This is a genomic window from Coleofasciculus sp. B1-GNL1-01 (assembly GCF_040220235.1).
Classification (GTDB): domain Bacteria; phylum Cyanobacteriota; class Cyanobacteriia; order Cyanobacteriales; family Coleofasciculaceae; genus Coleofasciculus.
In genome coordinates this window covers 1-20,989 of sequence record NZ_JAVJTO010000023.1, presented here as the reverse complement: position 1 = coordinate 20,989, position 20,989 = coordinate 1, and the positions used below count along the sequence as shown (strand labels likewise).

The 20,989-nt window shown below is 46.6% G+C and carries 20 protein-coding genes and 1 tRNA gene; 12 read left to right on the top strand and 9 right to left on the bottom strand.

Annotated elements, in window-relative coordinates; all coding sequences use genetic code 11:
- Positions 1-207: 207 nt before the first annotated feature.
- On the bottom strand, positions 208-1,581 hold the full coding sequence (locus tag RID53_RS05275; protein ID WP_446387122.1) for an aldehyde dehydrogenase: 1,374 nt from the start codon (positions 1,579-1,581) through the stop codon (positions 208-210).
- Between the two features lie 66 nt (positions 1,582-1,647).
- On the opposite strand from RID53_RS05275, the gene coaE reads away from it, so the two are divergent.
- Positions 1,648-2,247, top strand: a complete 600-nt coding sequence (coaE, locus tag RID53_RS05270) for a dephospho-CoA kinase (protein ID WP_446387143.1) — start codon at positions 1,648-1,650, stop codon at positions 2,245-2,247.
- Between the two features lie 144 nt (positions 2,248-2,391).
- Here the strand turns inward: coaE and RID53_RS05265 are convergent, their stop codons facing one another.
- From RID53_RS05265 to def, 3 genes are all read right to left on the bottom strand, one after another.
- Entirely contained in the window at positions 2,392-3,186 is a 795-nt protein-coding gene (locus tag RID53_RS05265) for a helix-turn-helix domain-containing protein (RefSeq protein ID WP_446387121.1), read from the bottom strand.
- A 127-nt stretch (positions 3,187-3,313) separates the two neighbouring features.
- Positions 3,314-4,708, bottom strand: a complete 1,395-nt coding sequence (locus tag RID53_RS05260; RefSeq protein WP_446387120.1) for a TldD/PmbA family protein — start codon at positions 4,706-4,708, stop codon at positions 3,314-3,316.
- A gap of 60 nt (positions 4,709-4,768) precedes the next feature.
- On the bottom strand, positions 4,769-5,302 hold the full coding sequence (def, locus tag RID53_RS05255; protein WP_446387119.1) for a peptide deformylase: 534 nt from the start codon (positions 5,300-5,302) through the stop codon (positions 4,769-4,771).
- 154 nt (positions 5,303-5,456) lie between these two features.
- Here def and dnaA point away from each other — a divergent pair, with 154 nt between their 5' ends.
- The 3 genes from dnaA to RID53_RS05240 all read left to right on the top strand — a co-directional run bounded on the left by dnaA (position 5,457) and on the right by RID53_RS05240 (position 11,236).
- Complete coding sequence (gene dnaA, locus RID53_RS05250; protein WP_446387142.1) at positions 5,457-6,842, top strand: chromosomal replication initiator protein DnaA; 1,386 nt, start codon at positions 5,457-5,459, stop codon at positions 6,840-6,842.
- A gap of 407 nt (positions 6,843-7,249) precedes the next feature.
- A complete protein-coding gene (gene dnaN / locus RID53_RS05245) occupies positions 7,250-8,470 on the top strand; it encodes a DNA polymerase III subunit beta (RefSeq protein WP_446387118.1) in 1,221 nt (406 codons plus the stop codon).
- Positions 8,471-9,394: 924 nt separating this feature from the next.
- Positions 9,395-11,236, top strand: a complete 1,842-nt coding sequence (locus tag RID53_RS05240; RefSeq protein ID WP_446387117.1) for a CHASE2 domain-containing protein — start codon at positions 9,395-9,397, stop codon at positions 11,234-11,236.
- Between the two features lie 58 nt (positions 11,237-11,294).
- Here RID53_RS05240 and RID53_RS05235 read toward each other — a convergent pair.
- Positions 11,295-11,368: transfer RNA gene (locus RID53_RS05235), tRNA-Arg, on the bottom strand.
- Positions 11,369-11,416: 48 nt separating this feature from the next.
- On the opposite strand from RID53_RS05235, the gene moaC reads away from it, so the two are divergent.
- Together moaC and RID53_RS05225 are read left to right on the top strand one after the other, a co-directional pair.
- On the top strand, positions 11,417-11,917 hold the full coding sequence (gene moaC, locus RID53_RS05230; protein WP_446387116.1) for a cyclic pyranopterin monophosphate synthase MoaC: 501 nt from the start codon (positions 11,417-11,419) through the stop codon (positions 11,915-11,917).
- 609 nt (positions 11,918-12,526) lie between these two features.
- Complete coding sequence (locus tag RID53_RS05225) at positions 12,527-13,609, top strand: ATP-dependent 6-phosphofructokinase (protein WP_446387115.1); 1,083 nt, start codon at positions 12,527-12,529, stop codon at positions 13,607-13,609.
- Between the two features lie 131 nt (positions 13,610-13,740).
- Here the strand turns inward: RID53_RS05225 and RID53_RS05220 are convergent, their stop codons facing one another.
- From RID53_RS05220 to RID53_RS05210, 3 genes are all read right to left on the bottom strand, one after another.
- Entirely contained in the window at positions 13,741-14,031 is a 291-nt protein-coding gene (locus tag RID53_RS05220; RefSeq protein WP_446387114.1) for an RNA recognition motif domain-containing protein, read from the bottom strand.
- 461 nt (positions 14,032-14,492) lie between these two features.
- Positions 14,493-14,711, bottom strand: a complete 219-nt coding sequence (locus tag RID53_RS05215; RefSeq protein ID WP_446373445.1) for a hypothetical protein — start codon at positions 14,709-14,711, stop codon at positions 14,493-14,495.
- A gap of 119 nt (positions 14,712-14,830) precedes the next feature.
- Positions 14,831-15,076, bottom strand: coding sequence for a hypothetical protein (locus tag RID53_RS05210; protein ID WP_446387113.1), 246 nt, complete (start codon positions 15,074-15,076; stop codon positions 14,831-14,833).
- A gap of 80 nt (positions 15,077-15,156) precedes the next feature.
- On the opposite strand from RID53_RS05210, the gene RID53_RS05205 reads away from it, so the two are divergent.
- Positions 15,157-15,627 (top strand): hypothetical protein, encoded by a 471-nt coding sequence (locus tag RID53_RS05205; protein WP_446387112.1) that lies wholly within the window; start codon positions 15,157-15,159, stop codon positions 15,625-15,627.
- Positions 15,628-15,683: 56 nt separating this feature from the next.
- Positions 15,684-16,442 (top strand): serine O-acetyltransferase, encoded by a 759-nt coding sequence (cysE, locus tag RID53_RS05200; RefSeq protein ID WP_446387111.1) that lies wholly within the window; start codon positions 15,684-15,686, stop codon positions 16,440-16,442.
- A gap of 186 nt (positions 16,443-16,628) precedes the next feature.
- On the opposite strand, the gene sds is transcribed toward cysE, so the two are convergent.
- Entirely contained in the window at positions 16,629-17,600 is a 972-nt protein-coding gene (sds, locus tag RID53_RS05195) for a solanesyl diphosphate synthase (protein ID WP_446387110.1), read from the bottom strand.
- 574 nt (positions 17,601-18,174) lie between these two features.
- Here sds and RID53_RS05190 point away from each other — a divergent pair.
- The 4 genes from RID53_RS05190 (at position 18,175) to minE (ending at position 20,659) form a co-directional block, all read left to right on the top strand.
- Positions 18,175-18,417 (top strand): hypothetical protein, encoded by a 243-nt coding sequence (locus RID53_RS05190; protein ID WP_446387109.1) that lies wholly within the window; start codon positions 18,175-18,177, stop codon positions 18,415-18,417.
- 285 nt (positions 18,418-18,702) lie between these two features.
- Positions 18,703-19,488, top strand: coding sequence for a septum site-determining protein MinC (gene minC / locus RID53_RS05185; RefSeq protein ID WP_446387108.1), 786 nt, complete (start codon positions 18,703-18,705; stop codon positions 19,486-19,488).
- Complete coding sequence (minD, locus tag RID53_RS05180) at positions 19,485-20,282, top strand: septum site-determining protein MinD (protein WP_044208809.1); 798 nt, start codon at positions 19,485-19,487, stop codon at positions 20,280-20,282. The genes minC and minD overlap by 4 nt, the downstream gene beginning before the upstream one ends.
- An 83-nt stretch (positions 20,283-20,365) precedes the next feature.
- Positions 20,366-20,659, top strand: coding sequence for a cell division topological specificity factor MinE (minE, locus tag RID53_RS05175; protein WP_006103004.1), 294 nt, complete (start codon positions 20,366-20,368; stop codon positions 20,657-20,659).
- Positions 20,660-20,989: the final 330 nt, after the last annotated feature.

Genomic DNA, 20,989 nt, shown 5'->3' with positions numbered 1-20,989 from the left:
CTACCCCAAAAATGATTATTCATGCCGTTGATACGGTTCGTCAATTATAATACGAACTTACGCCAATTTAATACATTTTTTACTGTTCTCTGCTCCCTTATTCCCTCCCCTTACCAAGCGGGGGGGTTAGGGAGGGGTTTTTCTCAAGGTATTGGGGATTTTTCAGCTTACGTTGATACGGAAAGGGGTTTGTCACACCTGTTCCACCTAACTAATAATTCGCTTAAACAATGACAATTTGCCGTCATAAGGTGGATACCGCCAATTTAAATCGAACCAAAATCCTTTTTTCAATACACTCTTAAAGTGAGAAAAGGTATCAAAACTAGCTTTACCGTGATAGTTGCCCATTCCACTATCCCCAACACCACCAAAGGGTAAAGTTGTCACTCCAACTTGCATTACCGTGTCATTGATACAGACACCACCGGATGAGGTTTGCTGCAAAACTTGTTGCTGTTTCTGTTTATCTTTGGAAAATAGGTAGAGGGCTAAGGGTTTAGGTCGAGCATTAATCTGCGCGATCGCATCATTCAAGTCGCTATACTCTAGCACAGGCAGAATCGGACCAAAAATTTCTTCTTCCATGATCAGTGAATCCCAGGAAACCCCATCAATCACCGTTGGTGCGATATACTTATCTTCTGGTCGAGTTTGTCCGCCAATAACAATCTCCCCGTCCTTCAACAGAGGAACCAGCCGCTCAAAATGTCGATGACTTATAATTCGGGCATAGTCCGGACTTTTCTCCGGCTCCTGACCATAAAAGTCTTGAACACATTTTTGCACTTCTGTCAATAGCTCGGACTTAATTCGCCGATCAACTAACAGATAATCTGGGGCGATACAGGTTTGTCCCGCATTCAGGTATTTACCCCAAGTAATCCGTTTCGCCGTGTCTTTGAGATCCGTATCTGCATCGACAATACAGGGACTTTTACCGCCCAACTCTAACGTCACAGGTGTCAGATGTTTCGCGGCGGCTTCCATGACGATTTTGCCGATCGCAGTACCCCCGGTAAAAAAGATGTGGTCGAATTTTTCGGCTAGAAGTGCTTTACTGGTATCAGCATCTCCTTCAACTACTGCGATATAAGCCGGGTCAAAGGTTTTCTGGATTAGGTTTGCGATCGCGGTTGAGGTATGGGGGGAAATTTCTGAGGGTTTGAGAACCGCACAGTTTCCCGCCGCGATCGCGCCAACTAAGGGAGAAATCAATAGCTGGAAGGGATAATTCCAAGGGGAGATAATCAGCACCACACCCAAGGGTTCAGGGTAAATCTTCCCCGATGCGGGGAATTGTTCTAATCCAACCGCCACCTTTTTCGGTTTAACCCAGGATTTGAGGTGCTTGATAGCGTAATTAATTTCCCCAATCGCCGCGATTTCAAAATAGGCTTCAAACTCCGGGCGCCCTAAATCAGCTTGAACCGCCTTGATAATCGCCTCTTGATCATCAACAACAGCTTGTTTGAGGCGTTTTAGCTGTTCCATGCGCCACTTGACATCTTTAGTTTTGCCTGTGGCGAAAAAATCCCGTTGTTTGCGAATAATATCAGTAACTGGTACTTGGGTAAGCATTCTGGCGTCCTTTCCGGCTGCAACTTATACTTATTGTGATAGCGTACTTTAACCTTGACTGAATCAATCTTGAAACGGATTATTGGCTTAACCGGAGGGATTGGCACAGGCAAAACCACGGTTTCTAATTATCTTGCCGATACCTATCAGCTTCCGATTTTAGATGCAGATATCTACGCCAGAGACGCCGTGCAGCCTGGTTCCCCGGTTTTGAACCGGATTATTACCCGCTACGGTTCTGATGTACAATTAGCCGATGGCACACTGAACCGCAAACGCTTAGGGGAGATCGTTTTCCCGAACCCAAAGGAACGCCAGTGGTTAGAACAACAGATCCATCCTTATGTGCGCGATCGCATTGAGTCTCAACTCAATACAAGCGAGTCTCCGACTGTGGTTGTCGTGATACCCTTATTATTTGAAGCCAATATGACAGACTTAGTGACTGAAATCTGGGTTGTCAGTTGTCCCCAAGACCAACAAATCCAGCGAATTCAGGAACGCGATCGCCTCTCGGTTGAACAAGCTCAATCTCGTCTGGATAGTCAGCTTCCCCTCGCCGAAAAAGTGGCGCGTGCTGATGTGGTTTTAGATAACTCCTCCACTCACGACTCTTTACTTCAACAAGTTGATCGGGCTTTGATGAGAACTAGAACTAATAACTAATGATATGATGTCCGGACTGATCACCCCTACTAAAAATGTAGGGACTTGGTTACCAAGCCCCTACTCCCCATCACCGTAATTATGGGTATTCAACCGGGCATGATATGACAAATGACAAATGACAAATGACGAATGACAAACTAATTACCAATCCTGTGTGGGAGTAAAGGTTACATCTTGGACTTCACCCATCTCTCCCAATGGTTTCGCGGTTTTTTGATTCAACGATACCCATACCGCCCCCGCATTTCCGGATCGGATCGTTAATTCATTTTTAGCGTTCCAACTTTTGGGAGAATCGTCCTCCGTTAAAATTCCCTCAAACTCCGTTTTACCATCAACACTAACCCGCACCCAGGATTCCCCTTTCATTTCTACAGTAATTTGAACCGGGAAATTGGGATCAGAAACAGTCGGCGCAGGCGTTGAGGTGACAGCGGGTTCGTTTGGATTAAGCTGTTGCTCAATTGTCGGAGACTCTTGAGCAGGTGTAGAGGGTTGGGGTTTGAGGACTTGGGTAAGCAGATATACCAATCCACCGATCGCGACAATTCCACCAATACCAATGTAGAGCAGAAAAGGTTGACGGTAGAGCCGATCCGGTTGACGCGATCGCGAAATCGGGGTGGACTCAGAAATTTCGGCTTGAGAGTCAGGAGACTCAGAGGGTTGCGATACCACCTCGGTGGCAAAGCTTTCGAGTAACGTTGTGCTGTCTAAATTCAGTGTTTCGGCATACCGCCGAATAAACCCTTGCACAAAGACAGGTTCAGGTAACTCCTCACACCGTCCAGCTTCTAGCGCTTTCAAAGAGCGTAAGGAGATAAAAGTTTTGAGAGCAATTTCCTCAATCGATTTCTCCTGCTCTTCTCTACAGTGTCGTAAATAGGTTCCTATATTTTTCAGTTGCTCTTCTTGAGCCGTAGTTAAATGGTTCACCTGATCCGCCTATCAAGGATTACACATTTATCGCGAATAGCGCCCCCAGTATATCACCTGTCCGTTGCCTGTTGTGTATTGCTCAGGACAAAGAACAACGGACAACAGGCAAGTGACTGAAACAATGCTACTGACTACCTCCCACGACAACATTGCGAATCCGTAAAGAAGGACCGCCACACCCTACGGGTAAGCCACTTTGTCCGCCTTTTCCACAACCGCCTGATTCATCCCAGTAGAAGTCATTACCGATCGCTTCGATGTCGCCTAAGGTTTTAAACACATTACCGGATAGAGTAACATCCCGCACGGGTTCGGCAATCTGTCCCTCGCGAATCATCCAAGCTTCACCCGCGCTAAAGGTGAACATCTCCCCATTCGTCATACCCCCTAACCAGTTGCGGGCATAAACCCCTTCGCGAATCCCTCGGACTAAATCCTTAACTGGGGTTTTGCCCGGTTCAATCCAAGTATTGGTCATGCGGACAATAGGTGGATAGTGGTAGTTTAAACAACGGGCGTTGCCGCTGGGAGCTTCGCCTAACTTACCTGCTGTTTCACGAGAATGCAGACGCCCCACTAAAATGCCATCTTTAATCAGTTGAGTCGTGGTGGCTGGTGTTCCTTCATCATCGTAGCAATAGCTACCGCGATGTCCCTCTGGGGCAGCACCGTCGAAGATTTGCAAATCTGGTGGACCAAAGCGACGCCCTTTGCTCATGACTTCCAACAGATCCGGGTTTTCATACGCCATATCCGCTTCTGAAAGATGCCCGAAGGCTTCATGAACAAATAAACCGGAGAGAATGGGATCAATAACCACCGTGTAAACCCCTCCCCGAACGGGTGACAAAGACAAAGCATTAACCGCCCGTTGCGCCGCACCCTGCACTTGCATGTCCAGATCAGTAAGATCTTCGTAACCATTGCGAGATCCGGTGGTTTCTCGTCCCGTCTGCACAATCTCATCCTTACGAGCGGTAGCCGAGAAACGCATTTCTAGATCTGCCCAAGATTGCTCAATCAGCGTGCCTTCGGAGGTGGCGATAATGATCCGTTGATGGCTATCCCCGTAGCGGACAGAGGTGGTTGTAATCCGGGGATCAAAACGTTTGAGCAATTGGTTGTAGCGATCGCACAGGGCTTTCTTCTCAGTTAGAGGAATCATCCGGGGATCAGTCCCAGTTAGGGGGAGTTGGCGAGTATCTTGCACAATCGGAATCGGCGCAAGTAGAGTTTCTCCATCCCCGACAATTCGGGCGGCGCTGATTGCTTCTTCCAGTCGATCCTTCAGGCTGGATAGTTGATTGAAACTGGCAAAGCCCCAACCGCCCTTATAACAGGCTCGTACCTGTCCGCCAATAGCAAGCCCCTCACTCAAGGTTTCTACCTTATTGCCCCGCACGATAATGCTGGTTCCTTCAGATTCTTCTAAGCGAATCGCTAAGTAATCCACGCGAGAGCGATAGCGAGCGATCAGGTCTGCAATTAAATTTTGAGTATCCGCGAGTACAGTAGGCATGATCTAGGGAACAAGCACGATAGAACTGCTTCTATTTTGCAATGACTCAAGCCTTGGCTGCTAGGTTTGTTCATCAATCCGCCGTTTATACTCTTGCTCTGTGATTAAATCTTGGGTACTCTCCACCCGGTCTAGAAACACAAGACCATTGAGATGATCATATTCATGCTGAACAATTCTTGCCACAAAATCGGTTAACTGTTGTCGCTGCGGCTTACCCTGTTGATTGGTGTACTCTACCTCAATCGCCTGATACCTCGGCACTAAAGAGCGAATACCAGGAATACTTAAGCAACCTTCCCAGCCTTTGACCACCTCATCTGAGTGAGCCACAATCTGCGGATTGATCATCGCTGTCGGTTCCATGGTGGGGGCATTCGGATAGCGGGGATTGGGACGAGACGCTACGATAAACAAACGGCAGGATTGAGAAACTTGGGGAGCAGCGATTCCTACCCCGTTAGCAGCTACAGCCTTTGCCTTGAGAGCCTCAATCAGCTTTTGTATCGATTCATCTTGAACATTATCGATGGGTTGAGCTAGCTGGCGTAAGATAGGGTTGCCTAACTGAGCGATTTCTAGGGATTGGGTCATAATGGGGTGCAATTAAACTGGACAGTTGCTATTTATTGTTGTATTTTACTCAATGCTAAATCGCTATATCTATAGATAGACGTGTGCCGGAATATCTTGCTCATAGCTCGAATGAGGAGAACAAGCAACAATTACCGACAATAGAGGAATGCCCGTGGAAATGTCCCCCGAACAGCTCTGGATAAAGGTATTGGAGCGTTTACAACTCCAACTCAGCCGACCCACGTTTGAAACCTGGCTCAAGGGAACAACTGCTCAGCAGCTCGACCAGAATTGCTTAGTGGTTTGTACCCCCAATCCCTTTGCCAGAAATTGGTTGCAAAAGTATTACATCAAAACAATCACGGATGTGGTGCAGGAGATTCTCGGACAACCTGTGGACATTTACCTCACCGTGAGTACTAACAACGACAATGCGACAATTAGCGATACAGGCATTTCCTGGTCGGTTCCGGTGGCGAGTAACCCCGATACCGAACGTCCATCCCATCAACTCCCTAAACCCACAGAGTTAAATCAGAAGTACGTGTTTTCTCGCTTCGTGGTGGGTTCAAATAATCGCATGGCTCATGCGGCGGCTTTGGCTGTAGCCGAATCACCAGGACGGGAGTTTAATCCCCTGTTTTTGTGTGGGGGCGTCGGTTTGGGAAAAACTCACCTGATGCAAGCGATCGCGCATTTCCGGTTGGAGAATTCTCCTAACTCTAAAATATTTTATGTGTCTACTGAACACTTTACCAATGATCTGATTGCCGCCATCCGCAAAGATAGTATGCAAAGTTTCCGGGAACACTATCGAGCGGCTGAGGTGCTGTTGATTGATGATATTCAGTTTATCGAAGGAAAAGAATATACTCAGGAAGAATTTTTTCATACGTTCAATACCTTACACGAAGCCGGGAAACAAATCGTATTGGCATCCGATCGCCCACCGCATCAGATTAGCCGCTTGCAGGAACGGCTGTGTTCTCGCTTTTCTATGGGGTTAATCGCCGATATTCAGCCGCCTGACTTGGAAACCCGGATGGCAATTTTGCAAAAAAAGGCAGAGTATGAAAACATCCGGTTGCCGCGATCGGTGGTTGAGTATATTGCCACTCAATATAAATCCAATATCCGCGAACTCGAGGGGGCATTAATTCGCGTCGTCGCCTACATCTCGATTTCGGGAGTCCCGATGAGTGTCGAGAACATTGCACCGATTTTGAATCCACAAACCCCAACTGCACAAGCAGCACCGGAAATCATTTTAACCACCGTCGCCGACGCCTTTAACGTTTCGCTGGAGGACTTAAAAGGAAACTCACGCCGCCGAGAAATTAGTTGGTCTAGACAAATTGCCATGTATCTGATGCGGCAGCATACTGACTTGAGCTTACCCCGAATTGGTGAAGAATTTGGCGGCAAGGATCATACCACAGTGATGTATAGCTGCGACAAAATTAACCAATTACGAGAACGTGATCCCAGCGTGGCACAGAAACTGAGTCAATTGAGCGATCGCATTAATTTGGCAAGTCAAACTCAAAGCCAAGCTTAAAGGGAACAGGGAACGGGGAACAGGAAACTGTGCAGGTAGAGTGTAGGGTGTAGGGGCGGGTTAGACAGATAACATTTTGACCCGCCCTTGGGAGAGAAAAAATTGAATTAGAGCTTATCCGAGAAGTATTGGGTATGGGATGAGTATAAATACACGGTGGAAAAAATTCCGCAATTTTCCACAACCTTTTCCACAAGGACTCCATTCCTAAAACACGAAGAATTCAGGAATTGGCAATCATCTGAGTCTAGTTTTTCCACAGTTTCCCCAAGGTCTGAATTCCATGCTAGAGTTGCCTCTGGATAGATGAGAGAACCACGATTGTGCCTCATGTAGAGTCCCACTCAAATCTCCCTGACTCTCCTTGACGAGAATTCTAGCTGTGCCAAACATTGACGATTCCTTCTATGAAACTAACTTGTACCCAAAGTGAACTCAATACCAATCTTTCTCTGGTGAGTCGGGCGGTTCCCTCACGTCCCACCCATCCGGTACTGGGTAATGTGTTACTCGAAGCCGATGCTGAGAATCAGCGAGTAAGTTTAACCGCCTTCGACTTGAGTCTAGGTCTGCAAACCAGTTTCAACGCCAACGTCGAAGCGGATGGCGCGATCGCGATTCCGGCTAAACTGTTCAATGACATTGTTTCCCGTTTGCCAGAGGGAGACATTACTCTCGAAGACTTCCTCTCCGAAGCAGAGAGTGATGCGGACGCCGAAAGCCAATCAATCACCTTAACCTCGACATCGGGACAATACAAAATGCGAGGAATGAACTCAGAGGACTTTCCCGAACTCCCCCACATCGAAGATGGAATGGTGGTTAAACTCCCGGTTGAAGCCTTAGTTGAAGGATTGCGCGGATCATTATTTGCCACCAGTGCAGATGAAACGAAACAGGTGCTAACCGGGGTGCATCTGATGGTTCAAGAAGATAGTCTGGAATTTGCCGCGACTGATGGTCACCGACTAGCGGTTGTGGAAACTCTTAACGCTAAACCAACCAGTGAGGAAAGCCAAGAGGATGAGGAGAATGAGGAGAAACCAGCCTCTGAAGATACCATATCTTCCTTTGAGCTAACCGTACCCGCTAGAACCTTAAGGGAACTTGAACGGATGTTAGGACTCTCGGAATCAAGCGATACCGTCGCCTTACAGTTTGAGGTGGGTCAAATTATCTTCCAAGGGGGTAATCATCGCTTGACCAGTCGGACGTTAGAGGGACAATATCCCGCTTACCGCCAACTCATCCCCGGTCAGTTTCAGCGCCAGGTGGCTATTCCTCGGCGTCAATTACTGAGTGCGGTTGAGCGGATTGCAGTCTTGGCTGATCAGAAGAATAATATCGTCAAGTTTGATATTGATGCCCAGGCGCAAACCATTGATCTGACCGTGGAAACTCAAGATGTTGGCAGTGCGAGAGAGTCCCTATCAGCACAAGTTACGGGTGAAAGTATCGAGATTGCCTTTAATGTGAAATACTTAATCGATGGCTTAAAGGCGCTGTCTACGTCAGCTACGTCAGATATTCAGCTACAAATGAATGCGGCGAATACTCCAGTGATTCTCACACCTCTGGGTGGCTTAAAAATGACCTACCTGATTATGCCTGTGCAAATCCGGGATTGAGGTTTTTGTCTAGGGTTCATGGTTCATAGTTCATGGGTTCTTACTCTGTAGTTGCCTTGGACGATGAACGATGAGCCTGTTGACATCCTCACCGCCCTACAAGGACGGTGATTCCTTTCCAGTTAGCCAGTCCAAAAAAGACTGCCTAGACTCTTGATGGGTTGACGGCTCAACGCACACTTTGTAAGGATTTGAGTAACATTCACAGAGCTTAACATAGTTCGGTTTATTTCCACCGACCTACTTATGGCAAACTATTTCTCATTTTAGTTATAAAACTCTACATTGTTAATTTATATTTTTCTGGCAGCAAAAAATATTGTCGTCTCCTAAGATAACCTTAAACACAACGTTACCTAAAAACCATCGATTAATTCTCTTCACCCAATTTTCATTACTTTTATTTATCTTTTTGAAACTCTTCTTGATATCTGCTATTATCTATAAGCGGATTTTGCCTTTGAAAAGATGCCATGGAATAGTGGAGTCAGCAAATGGTAAAAACCGACACGCTTCTTTTAGTGTAGTCCATTATACAGTTATCTAGCCAACCTAAAGTAAAGGATGAGTAAAAAAACAAGGCTGACAAATATGCCCAGCAAAGATTATTATTTCAAAACTGATTTAGACACGCTATATCTTGCCATCAATAATTTTTTACCAACTTGAATCTGTCTTTGGGGCGCAATAGACAGACCATTATAAGCCAGACAAGCGGCAATCAGGGTTCAATTTAAACATTTGCCGGACTTGTATATAAACTTTACAAAGTCTTCATTGTCCATTTACAAAGTCTTCATCATTACTTAACTTAATACTCCTGTCTCATTTTCAAATTCTTGATAACTGTAATGTAAACAGTAAGTTAAGCCAGTCAGGGTTCGTCTAGTGCTTACCTTCCCAACAGCGAATGATTGATCTGTGATGCAACCCGTAATCGATAAACAAGTTGTCGTATCTGACCATGTGGTAACCATGGTGTTCACAGACCTGGTTAATTCCACAGCGGTCAAAAAATATTTAAAGGGAAATGACATCACTACCCGCAATCGTCTCTACTTTGACACGATTCTCAAACCCCATCGCCAGCGTGTTGAAGCGAATTTAGTGGCTTACGGAGGGCGTGTGGTTAAGACCGAAGGGGACGCTTACTTTGTGGTTTTCGCCAATGCGTCTCAAGCGGCTCAGTGGGCGGTGGCGCTGCAAATTAGTCACACCTGTGAACCCATTGACACCCCCTTGGGTCCCTTACAAGTCAGAATTGGCATGCACACCGGGAGTCCCTTACCCGACGGTGATGATTTTATTGGCGAGGAAGTTGACTACGCGGCTCGGGTGTCCTCACTCGCCCATGGGGGACAAATTCTGCTGTCGGAAGTGACAACAGACTTGATTGACGATGCTGGACTTACAAACTTAACCATTGTCTCCCGTGGCAATCACTATTTAAAGGGTATTGGCAAAGCACCGATTTTTGAACTGCTATACCTGAATAAAAAGCAACGATCCCGTAAAAAACCCAAATCTTGGAAATCTCGTGGGCTGCAACTGTTGGCCAGTCTGACCGGTGCAAGCATGGCAATTGGTGTCAGTTTGACAGGTATGCTACAGCCTTTGGAACTGAAGGCGTTTGACCACTTTATGCAAATCCGTCCTCAACAGGAAAGTCCTGACCCACGCCTGCTGATGATTACCATTACAGGGGGTGATGTTCAAGCTCAATCCTCTGCCCAACGGCAAGGGTTATCGTTATCAAATACTAAACTGGCTCAACTCCTGGAAAAATTAGCTCAATACCAACCGCGAGTCATTGGTTTAGACCTCTATCGCGATTTTCCGGTAGAACCTCAGTATCGAGATTTAGCGAATCGTTTACGGCAAGACAATCGTTTAATAACCGTCTGTAAGGTGGGAGACACAACCGATAATCCGGGAATTCCGCCTCCTCCCGATATTCCTCCAGACTCTTTACCCGAACGAGTTGGGTTTAGTGATGTCATGTTAGACCCAGATGGCGTTGTGCGTCGTCATCTTCTGGGTTTAGCACCTCCTGAGCAATCTGAATGTCAAATCAGTAACTCTTTGAGTTTAGTCATGGCTTTGCGTTACTTAGAAGAGGAGGGCTTTATAGCCCAATTGACTTCAAATAATGACTTGCAGATTGGTCAGGTTGTTTTCCCGACTCTTAAAAACAATAGTGGAGGGTATCAGAATATCGATGCCGGGGGCTATCAAATGTTACTGAATTATCGGGCTAGAGGTTCAGTAGAATCGATTGCGCGTACCTATACGTTAAAAGAGGTACTGGAGGAGAATATATTAACACCTGAGTTGGTCAAAGACCGTATCGTTTTCATTGGAACTGTTGATAAAACCTTTCACGATATTCATGCAACTCCTTACAATCAAAGCAGGCGACCTGAGGCGGCTGGGGTATTTCTGCAAGCCCAAATGACCAGTCAAATTATCAGTGCGGTTAAAAATGGGCGACCTCTGTTGGTATGGTGGCCTCAGTGGGCTGAATATCTTTGGCTTGGGGCTTGGTCTCTGGTGGCGGGTCTAGTCAGTTGGCGTTTCCGTTCCCCTCTCTTGCTGGGCTTGGCAGTCGCCGGAATGCTGAGTGTTCTCTATGGCTGCTCTTATGTAATCTTTCTCCAAGGAGTTTGGGTTCCTGTGATACCATCAGCCATGGCGATCATTGTCACCAGTGGTATGGTGAGTGTGTATTTTTCTCATCCGAGTCTAAAGTACTGGATGCTCTATTAAAAATAGGGGGAACGTTGTGAATTCCCCCGACTAACTCAAATAATCATAAACAATTGAACGGGCTAGGAGGGATTCGAACCCCCGACACCGTGGTCCGTAGCCACGTGCTCTAGTCCACTGAGCTACAAGCCCTAGCTGTGATTGACTCACCGATTACTTACAATATCACATCTTTATCCAATGACGCAAGACTTTGCCAAAAAATCATCTCTCAGCCATCTAAACTCTCAGGGTCAAGCCCAAATGGTCGATGTTTCCAGCAAACCCGCTACCCGTCGCCAAGCTGTCGCAGCAGCTCAAGTACGGATGCAAACGGCGACATTCCAGGCGATTGAGACAGGTAATGCACCAAAAGGAGATGTTTTAGCCACCGCCCGACTGGCTGGAATCATGGCAGCCAAGCAGACAGCAAACTTGATTCCTTTGTGTCATCCTTTACCCCTACACCAAGTCGAGGTACACATCCAACCGGATGCTCAATTACCGGGTTATCAGATTCAGGCGTCGGTGACAACAAAAGCTGAAACAGGAGTGGAAATGGAAGCTTTAACTGCCGTTTCCGTTGCCGCCCTGACGCTGTACGATATGGCAAAAGCCTTGGAGAAATCCATTCAAATTGAATCCATCCGCCTGTTGAGTAAGAGGGGTGGCAAATCCGGCGAGTATCAATCCCCCAGTTAAGCGATCGCACTGTCGTATCCCCTGTACGCTAATTAGCGCAGGGGATTTACGTATATTTACGGATGTCTAATCAGCTTCAGAGTATTTAAATTTAAATTTGATCAATTAACTTGTCTGAATTAATCAACAGAGACGGGTAGTTTAGTTAAAGCAAGAACTCAATACTAATGATTTACTGTATAGGCATTATTTACGTAACAATCGGAACTCATTTGTTTATGACTTGGTTTGAGTTGGCTGATGACATGAGGAATTTATCTGAGCAAGAAAAAGTCCTCTCCTGGATTACATTGGTTATTGCGGCTTTATTTTGGCCCCTTGTGATCCCTATTGCTTACACAAAACTACTTAAATCTCAAACGTCTAAAAGACTTACTTAAACATCCATCTGGCACTCCTTCCGGGTAAGCTGATTTTAGCTTGACACTCCCCCGCTTACAGTGGTTTCTTGAGCTAATCACCGCCATGAAAGAGTCACCTCTAATAAGGAAGCCTACACTGTACCTATAGGGTTAGTGTAGGAGAATGTCATTCTCTATAGGCTTCCTCTGTTGTTTCAGCTTGTAGTATTGAGGATGAACAGGCTGAGGTAACCAAACTATAAACAGTATGGCAGAACACAAACGGATTGGTATTCTCACTAGTGGTGGGGATTGTGCGGGGTTAAATGCGGTGATTCGAGCAGTGGTTCACCGAGCGGTGGGAACGTACAATTGGGAGGTTTGGGGCATTTATCGCGCCACCCAAGGGTTGATGCAGCGTCCCCCCCAAGCGACTCGCCTAGAACCCAAGCAAGTGGATGCGGCGCTAACCTTGGCGGGAACAATTCTGGGAACCACCAATAAAGGCAACCCATTTGCATTTCCCATGTCTGATGGTACAGTACGCGATCGCTCGGCGGAAATTGCCGAAGGGTACAATCAGTTAGGACTTGATGCCCTAATTGGGATTGGTGGTGATGGCAGTTTAGCGATTCTGCGTAAACTCGCTGAACAAGGGGGAATGAATTTGGTGGGGATTCCCAAAACCATTGATAATGATGTCGGGATTACCGAGCGTTCCATCGGATTTGATACAGCGGTAAATATTGCCACAGAAGCCCTAGACCGTTTACAGTTTACTGCCGCTAGCCATGATCGGGTGATGATCCTGGAAGTTATGGGGCGCGATGCGGGTCATATTGCGATTAGTGCGGGAATTGCAGGCGGTGCTGATATTATTCTAATTCCGGAAATCCCTTATACTCTAGAACGAATCTGCCAGCAAATCCAACAGCGCAAACAGCAGGGCAAAAACTATAGTGTGGCAATTGTCTCCGAAGCGGTTCGCACGGAATCCGGGGAAGTGGTGCAGAATATCCTCAGTTTTGGCGAATGTCGCTATGGTGGAGTTGGTCATTATTTAGCCGAACGCATTAGCGCCTTAAGTGGTGCAGAAACACGAGTCACGGTGTTAGGACATACCCAGCGTGGTGGAACTCCCTCACCCTTAGATCGTCTCACCGCCTCGGCGTTTGGTGTCGCGGCAGTGGATTTAATTGCGGATCAGGACTACGATAAGATGGTGACCTGGCAAAATCGACAGGTTGTCAGCGTCCCGATTTTAGACGCGATCGGTCAGTATAAAGCGGTGGATTCCCAAGGGACTCTGGTGAAAACCGCCAGAGGTTTAGGAATTTGTCTAGGAGATTAATGAACGTTAGAGTCCTAACGTTGTAGCGGCAAATACGAGAAAAGGGACACAAGGCAAAATCAGGCTTTATGTCCCTTACTGCGTAAAATTTTTTCTGGTTCAAAGAGCGTTAAATCGGGTTCGCTTTAGCGTTACCACGCATTATTAGCGGTATTGCGGCGAGATCCACCACGATTATTCTCCCGGGGTCGGGCTTTATTAACTCTGAGCTGGCGTCCCATCCACTCAGCACCGTCTAGTTGGGAAATAGCAGATTCTTCGTGAGCTTCGTCTGTCATCTCGACAAAAGCAAAGCCTCGAACTCGACCTGTTTCCCGATCTGTGGGTAATACGACTCGCTTGACAGTGCCATAATCAGCAAATACTGTTTTTAAGTCGTCTTCGGTGGCTTGGTAAGACAGGTTTCCGATGTAAATGGTCATTTGAAATCGATAAGGCTGAACGAAAGGCTAAAGTTCAGAGCCACAGACGAAAACTCGAAAATGCAAATAGCTTAAAGTCTTGTCTGATAATCCGTGGTTAGTTTCCAGGGTGATCAACTAGGAATGTAGCTGCCCAACCAAAAATCTCACCAAAGGTAGAACTGAACTTACAGATATCGTCAATGATAACCTAGAAATGGTTTTCTAGTCGGTTATCTAGCTTACATCCTGGACAGAACGCGATCGCGGCTTAACCGCTACGTCGTCGGAAAAAATTAAAGTTAACGGTTGAGATTGGGCAACACCTCGACTTCGCTCGGTGTGTCACAGGCAACAGGCAATGGATGTGAGGGTCGTTAACGTTTCTTAGTACAGCGAACAGAATTTATGTCCAGGTATTTATAATACCAAATCCGAGTTGGCTACCCCCGTTATAACCTAGTCCTTACGCCCTCGGAGTTCTATTCAATCGAGATAGATTGAGGTCCGTTCGTCCTGCCATTGTCACTTCCTGTCGGAGTCGTCGTATAGCTGGTGGAACCCGTTTGCTGATCGAGCCAACTTTTAACAGGGTCATCTGAAAGATTGAGTCGAAACACTCCTGAACAAAACCCGCCTAAGAATGCTACAGGCTGTTGGAACAATTCTTTAACGATAGGGGTGAGTTCATCAAGAAACATTGGTGAAATTCTCCTTCAGTCAATCAAAAGTTTGCTTATGGGTGGAATGGACAAAACCCAACCTCTATTTGCCAAGACTGGCGTTCCTAATTTATAGGCAGAGTGGCATTACCATTATCTTACTCGCCAAAGCACCACAAAAAAACGAGTAAGGCAACAATCAGGGTTAATGAGGTGAACGGTTTCAATGCATTTAAGATATCCACCGGAAACAAGACGAGAACCTCTGAAAATAGCCAACTCATAATCAGCAGCAGCGAAATCAAGATAATTAAAGGCACAGTACCTCCAGAGCCAAACGAGTGTGGCAGATGCCAAGGTGTCACCTCTTCAACTATATATAAGCGGGAAATCAGATAGAACAAGAGTAGACAGTCTGATCAACTGGTACTCAAGGGGGATAGGGAAAGAAGTTCACCATCAGTGTTTCCAGGAGAGTTAAGGTATGTTACAGCAAAGGGGTTCTCAAGTATTAATAGCCATGGTGATAGCGCTAACGGCTACACCCGTTTTATCCCAGTCAGCCAATTTTGGCACGTTAACCTTATCACCCGGATTTTCCTCAGAGGAGGGAGCGGCGATAGGTACGACAGGGGGTTCATTTTCATTGCCGTCGCTAGTGAACCGCGATCGCGAAAATAATCCTTGTTTGGGTTATGCAGAAGAAACTCCCGATCACATCATAGACTTAGAAGCAGATTTTAATCAGCTCCAGATTGCTGTTGATAGTGGCGGTCAAGACACCACATTATTGATTACTGGACCCAATGGCTTTGCCTTGTGCGGTGATGATACGGGCGCAAGCAAAGACGCTAGTGTAACCCGCTCAAACGTTGAGGCAGGAGAGTATAAAATTTGGGTGGGAACCATCAATCCCAATCAAGCCTGGAACTATACCCTGACTGTGCGAGAGTAGCCAAGAACGATAAGATAGTCAAGGAGTTGTTTACGTTTGTTTGTCTTAACTCGCTTGTGCTATCTACGTTTTTAGCTGACTTCCGCATCATCTTTGAGCGCGATCCCGCTGCTCGCAACTGGCTCGAGGTTTTATTATGCTACCCCGGTCTACAGGCACTCCTGTTTCACCGCCTCTGCCATTGGTTACATAATATTGGGATTCCATTCATCCCTCGCTTTATTTCTCAGTTTTCTCGCAGCTTGACAGGTATTGAAATCCATCCCGGCGCCCAAATTGGTCAAGGTGTCTTTATTGATCATGGTATGGGTGTTGTCATTGGTGAGACGGCAATTGTGGGTGATTACTGTCTGATTTATCAAGGCGTCACCCTAGGGGGTACAGGGAAAGAATGTGGCAAACGCCATCCCACCTTAGGAGAAAATGTTGTCGTTGGTGCGGGTGCCAAGGTTCTCGGTAACATTCAAATCGGTAACAATGTTCGCATTGGTGCAGGTTCAGTCGTTTTGCGAGATGTTCCGTCTGACTGTACAGTTGTCGGTATTCCTGGTCGCATCGTTTATCGTTCTGGAGTGCGCGTTAATCCCCTAGAACACGGTAGTTTGCCAGATTCCGAAGCCACTGTGATTCGATCATTAGTGGATCGGATTGAAAACCTGGAACAAAAGTTGGCAGAGTTAAGCGAAAAGCCGTCATCGACACCTGTGCAAAATTGGCGCGATTTGAATTCTGATCGGGTTCCGATGGTTAAGGCGGATAGCTGCCAACTTCGAGATAAAGCGATTCAGCAATTTTTGGATGGAGCTGGAATTTAAGAGTTTTACCGGAATTCACATCTTAGCCAAGGACAAAGGATGAAGAATGCCGAGGACAAAGGAAGGATGGAGGATGGAGGAGGGAACCAGGATATTCTAATGCTTCATCCTTCATGCTGCATTAATTCATGCTGCATTAAGCTGATGTGCTTTTCAATTGGATATTCCATTCCCTGTTCCCTTTGATTAGTACATGCGACTCAGGACGTAATCAGTTAGCTCAACTAAAGCTGTCGTAGCAGGCGAGGGTTTCAAGGGCGTCAGATTTTCTAAGGCGAGACGAGCATGGTAAGCCGCCAGTTCACGTGATCGCTCAATACCCCCACTCTCCATCACTAATGCCAAGGCTTGATTAATGTCATCCGGTTGGGCAAATTCTCGCTCAATCAAGACCTCTAGGTAGGGTTTTTCTTCCATAGCATATAAGACAGGGGCAGTTAGATTTCCGCTAATCAAATCAGAACCCGCCGGTTTGCCCAACACCTCTGTGGATGCAGTGAAATCGAGGATATCATCAACAATCTGGAAGGCTAAACCTAGATGATTTCCATAGCGATACAGATTTTCAGCTACCTCGGCTGAGACGCCACTCAACAGTCCGGCTGACTTGGAACTGTTGGCAATCAGGGACGCTGTTTTCTTGTAGGTCTTTTCTAGATAGGTATCAATGGTGGTACTCGCTTCAAATCGCGTCAGTCCCTGCTGAATTTCTCCCTCCGCCATATCCTTAATCACTTGGGAGAGTAACTTGACCACCTCTAAGTTGTTGAGATTAGCCAGATACCAAGCCGATTGACCAAACAAAAAATCTCCAGCTAGTACGGCAACACGGTTATTGAACATATTATTAACCGTGGGGACATTACGACGGACTGATGATTCATCCACGACATCATCGTGAACCAGAGAAGCGGTATGAATCATTTCGGTAATTTCCGCTAGACGTCGATGACGGGGGGTAATATCCGAATCCAGCACCGTCGCTCGCGCAATCAATAGGACAATGGCTGGTCTTACCCGCTTGCCCCCAGCCCCAAATAGGTGTTCTGCTGCGGCATAGAGGATGGGGTGACGGGCACCCACTAGGTTCTTTAAGTTCTCGGTCAGCAGATAGAGGTCTGCTTCAACAGGGGCAAAAAGGGAAGTCACTGAGGTCATGGATTGGGCGACTCAGAAATTAGGTTACGAAAGTTTACATATTCTTTCCTTAATTTTAAGCGAAGCGTCCCAAGTAGGGAAATCTGTTTGACCAATAACCTGACTGAGGGGACTCCCTGGAATTGTATCGACTTATTAAGTTGATAAGAAAATTCCTAGAAATTGCTGGAACTCTTATGTTAAGCTAAATATTAAGGATTTCAAAAGATTAATCGACCGATTGACTCCGAGATGGTAGGGACAACTAGCTTCCTTACCTGTAGGTTAAGGTGCCGTTAGGTAGGCAGAGATAGCCTCAAGGTTTTGGATGACGGCTTGGTAGTTTAACTAAGTGTCGTCCTCTATTTTACATAAGCAGGAGCTTTCCGGTAGGAAACCTGTCAAGCTTCATCCAACTGAGTTGGGGAAAGGCTTGTACACATCACCGTCAGTAGTAGTGAAGCAACTGAAAAGCTGGGGAAGTCTTCCCTAGGGTTCATGGTGTCAGGGTTTATTGCTCCCTGGTCAGCTAGTACCGTTGCTTCAGCTTCTATGGAATATGGAATCTTACATAACTTTGCTGTTCGTTCATACTATGATTTACACTGATATGCCTTTGATTATTCCTGTTCTGGCAACTGTTTATTTGGTCGCGATTTACTTGCTGTTAATGGTAGCTCAACGCACAAAAAAGAGTTCGCAATACTTAGCTAGCTCTCTGACCGATGTTTATGCTACTTCAGCGGGTCTGACACAAAACACTACATCTTCAAGGGATGAAGTAGAACAATCGCCAGCTTCAACGGTTCCAGAGGTGAGTAGTCCACCACTGACTTAAACATACCACTCTACTCTCCAGAGGTCAGACCTGATAAGGGGGTAGATGTTCATATCTTGAGAGAACTGGTGAAAACGTTTGACTCTGGAGGTTAGCGTTTAGCCCAGTCTCTCTAACCCCCCATTCAAATAATTCTTATTATTACTATTTATTAGCATCTCAGGGAACTTGTCGGACGTTCTAGGTTGAAGGAACACCCTTGAAGAAATTCTCGACCAAGACTTGCGCTTAAGGTACGATGTCGTTTAATTTAGATTGTTTGCCGATAAGAACGCCTGTGGTTGCATGACTTCAGATTCTGACCAACTATTATCGATGTCAACGGTTGCTGAGAGCGACATGGCAATGGATTGCCAGTCTCAAGTCCGTCTGAAACAGACCGAGGAAGGGCTACAGCTTATCTTGCCCTCAGTGGAAGATATGTCCGATGCCAGTTGGTCTGATCTGTGGCAGCAGTTTAAGCATCGCTGTCATGGAAGCGATCGCTTCTGGCAAGTGCCGGGTACGGTACATCTGATGGCAGGTGACCAACTATTGGATGGACTGAAGTTGCAAGCGATCGCGGATGTATTGAACGATGTTGGGCTGCGAATCTCACGGGTGTACACCAGCCGACGACAAACAGCCGTTGCTGCGGCGACAGCCGGGTATAGTGTCGAGCAACAATCAGCAACGTATTCACTCCATCAAACCCCTGAACTCTCTCAGGAGTTAACCGAACCTCTATACTTACAAATGACCGTGCGATCGGGTGTAGAAATTCGGCATCCTGGTACTATTGTTATACTGGGAGACCTAAATCCGGGGGGTACAGTGATTGCAGCCGGAGACATCTTCATCTGGGGACGTCTACGCGGGGTAGCTCATGCGGGAGCTGATGGCAATCGTTCCTGTCGGATTATGGCTCTGAAAATGGAACCCACCCAACTCCGAATTGCGGATGCTGTGGCTAGGGCACCGGAGACGCCACCGATTGAGTTTTATCCAGAAGTGGCGTATGTCACACCCCAAGGTATTCGTATTGCTAGAGCTGCTGATTTTGCTAAGACCCAGTTATTGTTAAATTCATGAGTCGTATTATAGTGATCACCTCTGGCAAAGGAGGGGTGGGTAAAACAACGGTTACGGCGAATTTAGGCGCGGCGATCGCGAAATTAGGTCGTCAGGTGGCACTTGTTGACGCCGATTTTGGATTGAGAAACTTAGATTTGCTCTTGGGGCTAGAAAATCGGGTGGTGTATACCGCCATTGAAGTATTCGCAGGGCAATGTCGCTTAGAACAGGCGTTGGTTAAAGACAAGCGCCAAGAGGGATTGGTACTGCTTCCGGCTGCCCAAAGCCGGAACAAGGAAGCGGTTAGCCCTGAGCAAATGAAAAAACTCATCGCTGTGCTATCTCAGAAGTATGAGTACATCTTGGTTGACTCTCCAGCCGGAATCGAAATGGGATTCCGTAACGCGATCATTGCGGCGTCGGAGGCGTTAATCGTGACAACGCCAGAAATTGCCGCCGTGCGAGATGCCGATCGCGTCGTGGGTTTACTGGAAGCTCAAGGCATAAAGCGCATCTTCCTAATTGTCAATCGCCTTAAACCCGCTATGGTGCAAGCTGACCAAATGATGTCTGTTCAAGATGTGCAAGAGATCCTAGCAATTCCCTTAATTGGCGTGATTCCTGATGATGAGCGCGTGATTGTTTCTAGCAATCGGGGCGAACCCTTAGCCCTAGCGGAAAATCTCACGCTTCCCGGTATTGCTATTCACAATATTGCTCGGCGTTTGGAAGGCGATAAAGTTCCTTTCCTGGATTTGATGGCAGAACATGACACCTTGATTAATCGTATCCGTCGCATGTTCCGCAGTTGAAGTATTGAAATTTTGAGTGTTGAGTTTTCAATTAACCCAACTCATCACTCCCCACTCCTCACTCACCACGGATGCAAAACCCCATGATTAGCGAACTTCTAGAACGACTTTTTCCCTGGACAAGTGCCAGTAACAGTCGAGCGGAAGTAAAACGCCGCCTACAACTGGTTATTGCCCACGATCGCGCCGATCTCAGTCCCCAGATGATTGAGTCGATGCGTTCCGAAATCCTAGAAGTAGTGTCTCGTTATGTGGAGATTGATCAAGAGGGTTTGGAGTTTACCCTAGAGAGTAACCAACGGGCAACAGCGTTAATTGCCAATCTTCCTATCCGCAGAGTTAAGGAAGAAGAACCCCCCTTACCGTCGGTTGACTAAAGAAAATCCCTTTTTGCCCTGTTGAAAAGGAAGTCACGGCTATACAAACAAAGTCCGCCTGCGCGGACTGAATTATGAAGGGGATAGTAATATATATCTCAGCACAACCAAATTTTTCCTATTCTTACAGCAGTTTTCAAGTTAGTAGACTACAGACGATCATTGCGCTGAAAAGCAAGCCGATACAATTTTGTATTCCATAAACGTGAAAAGCGCTGTAAATACATTTTTATGTGCAATCAGATGAGCCACTTACCAAGTTTGGCGATGGAGAAGTCTAGGTACAACCTCAGTCGCGAATAGGGTAAGCAGACTGTAGCGCCAGTAGAT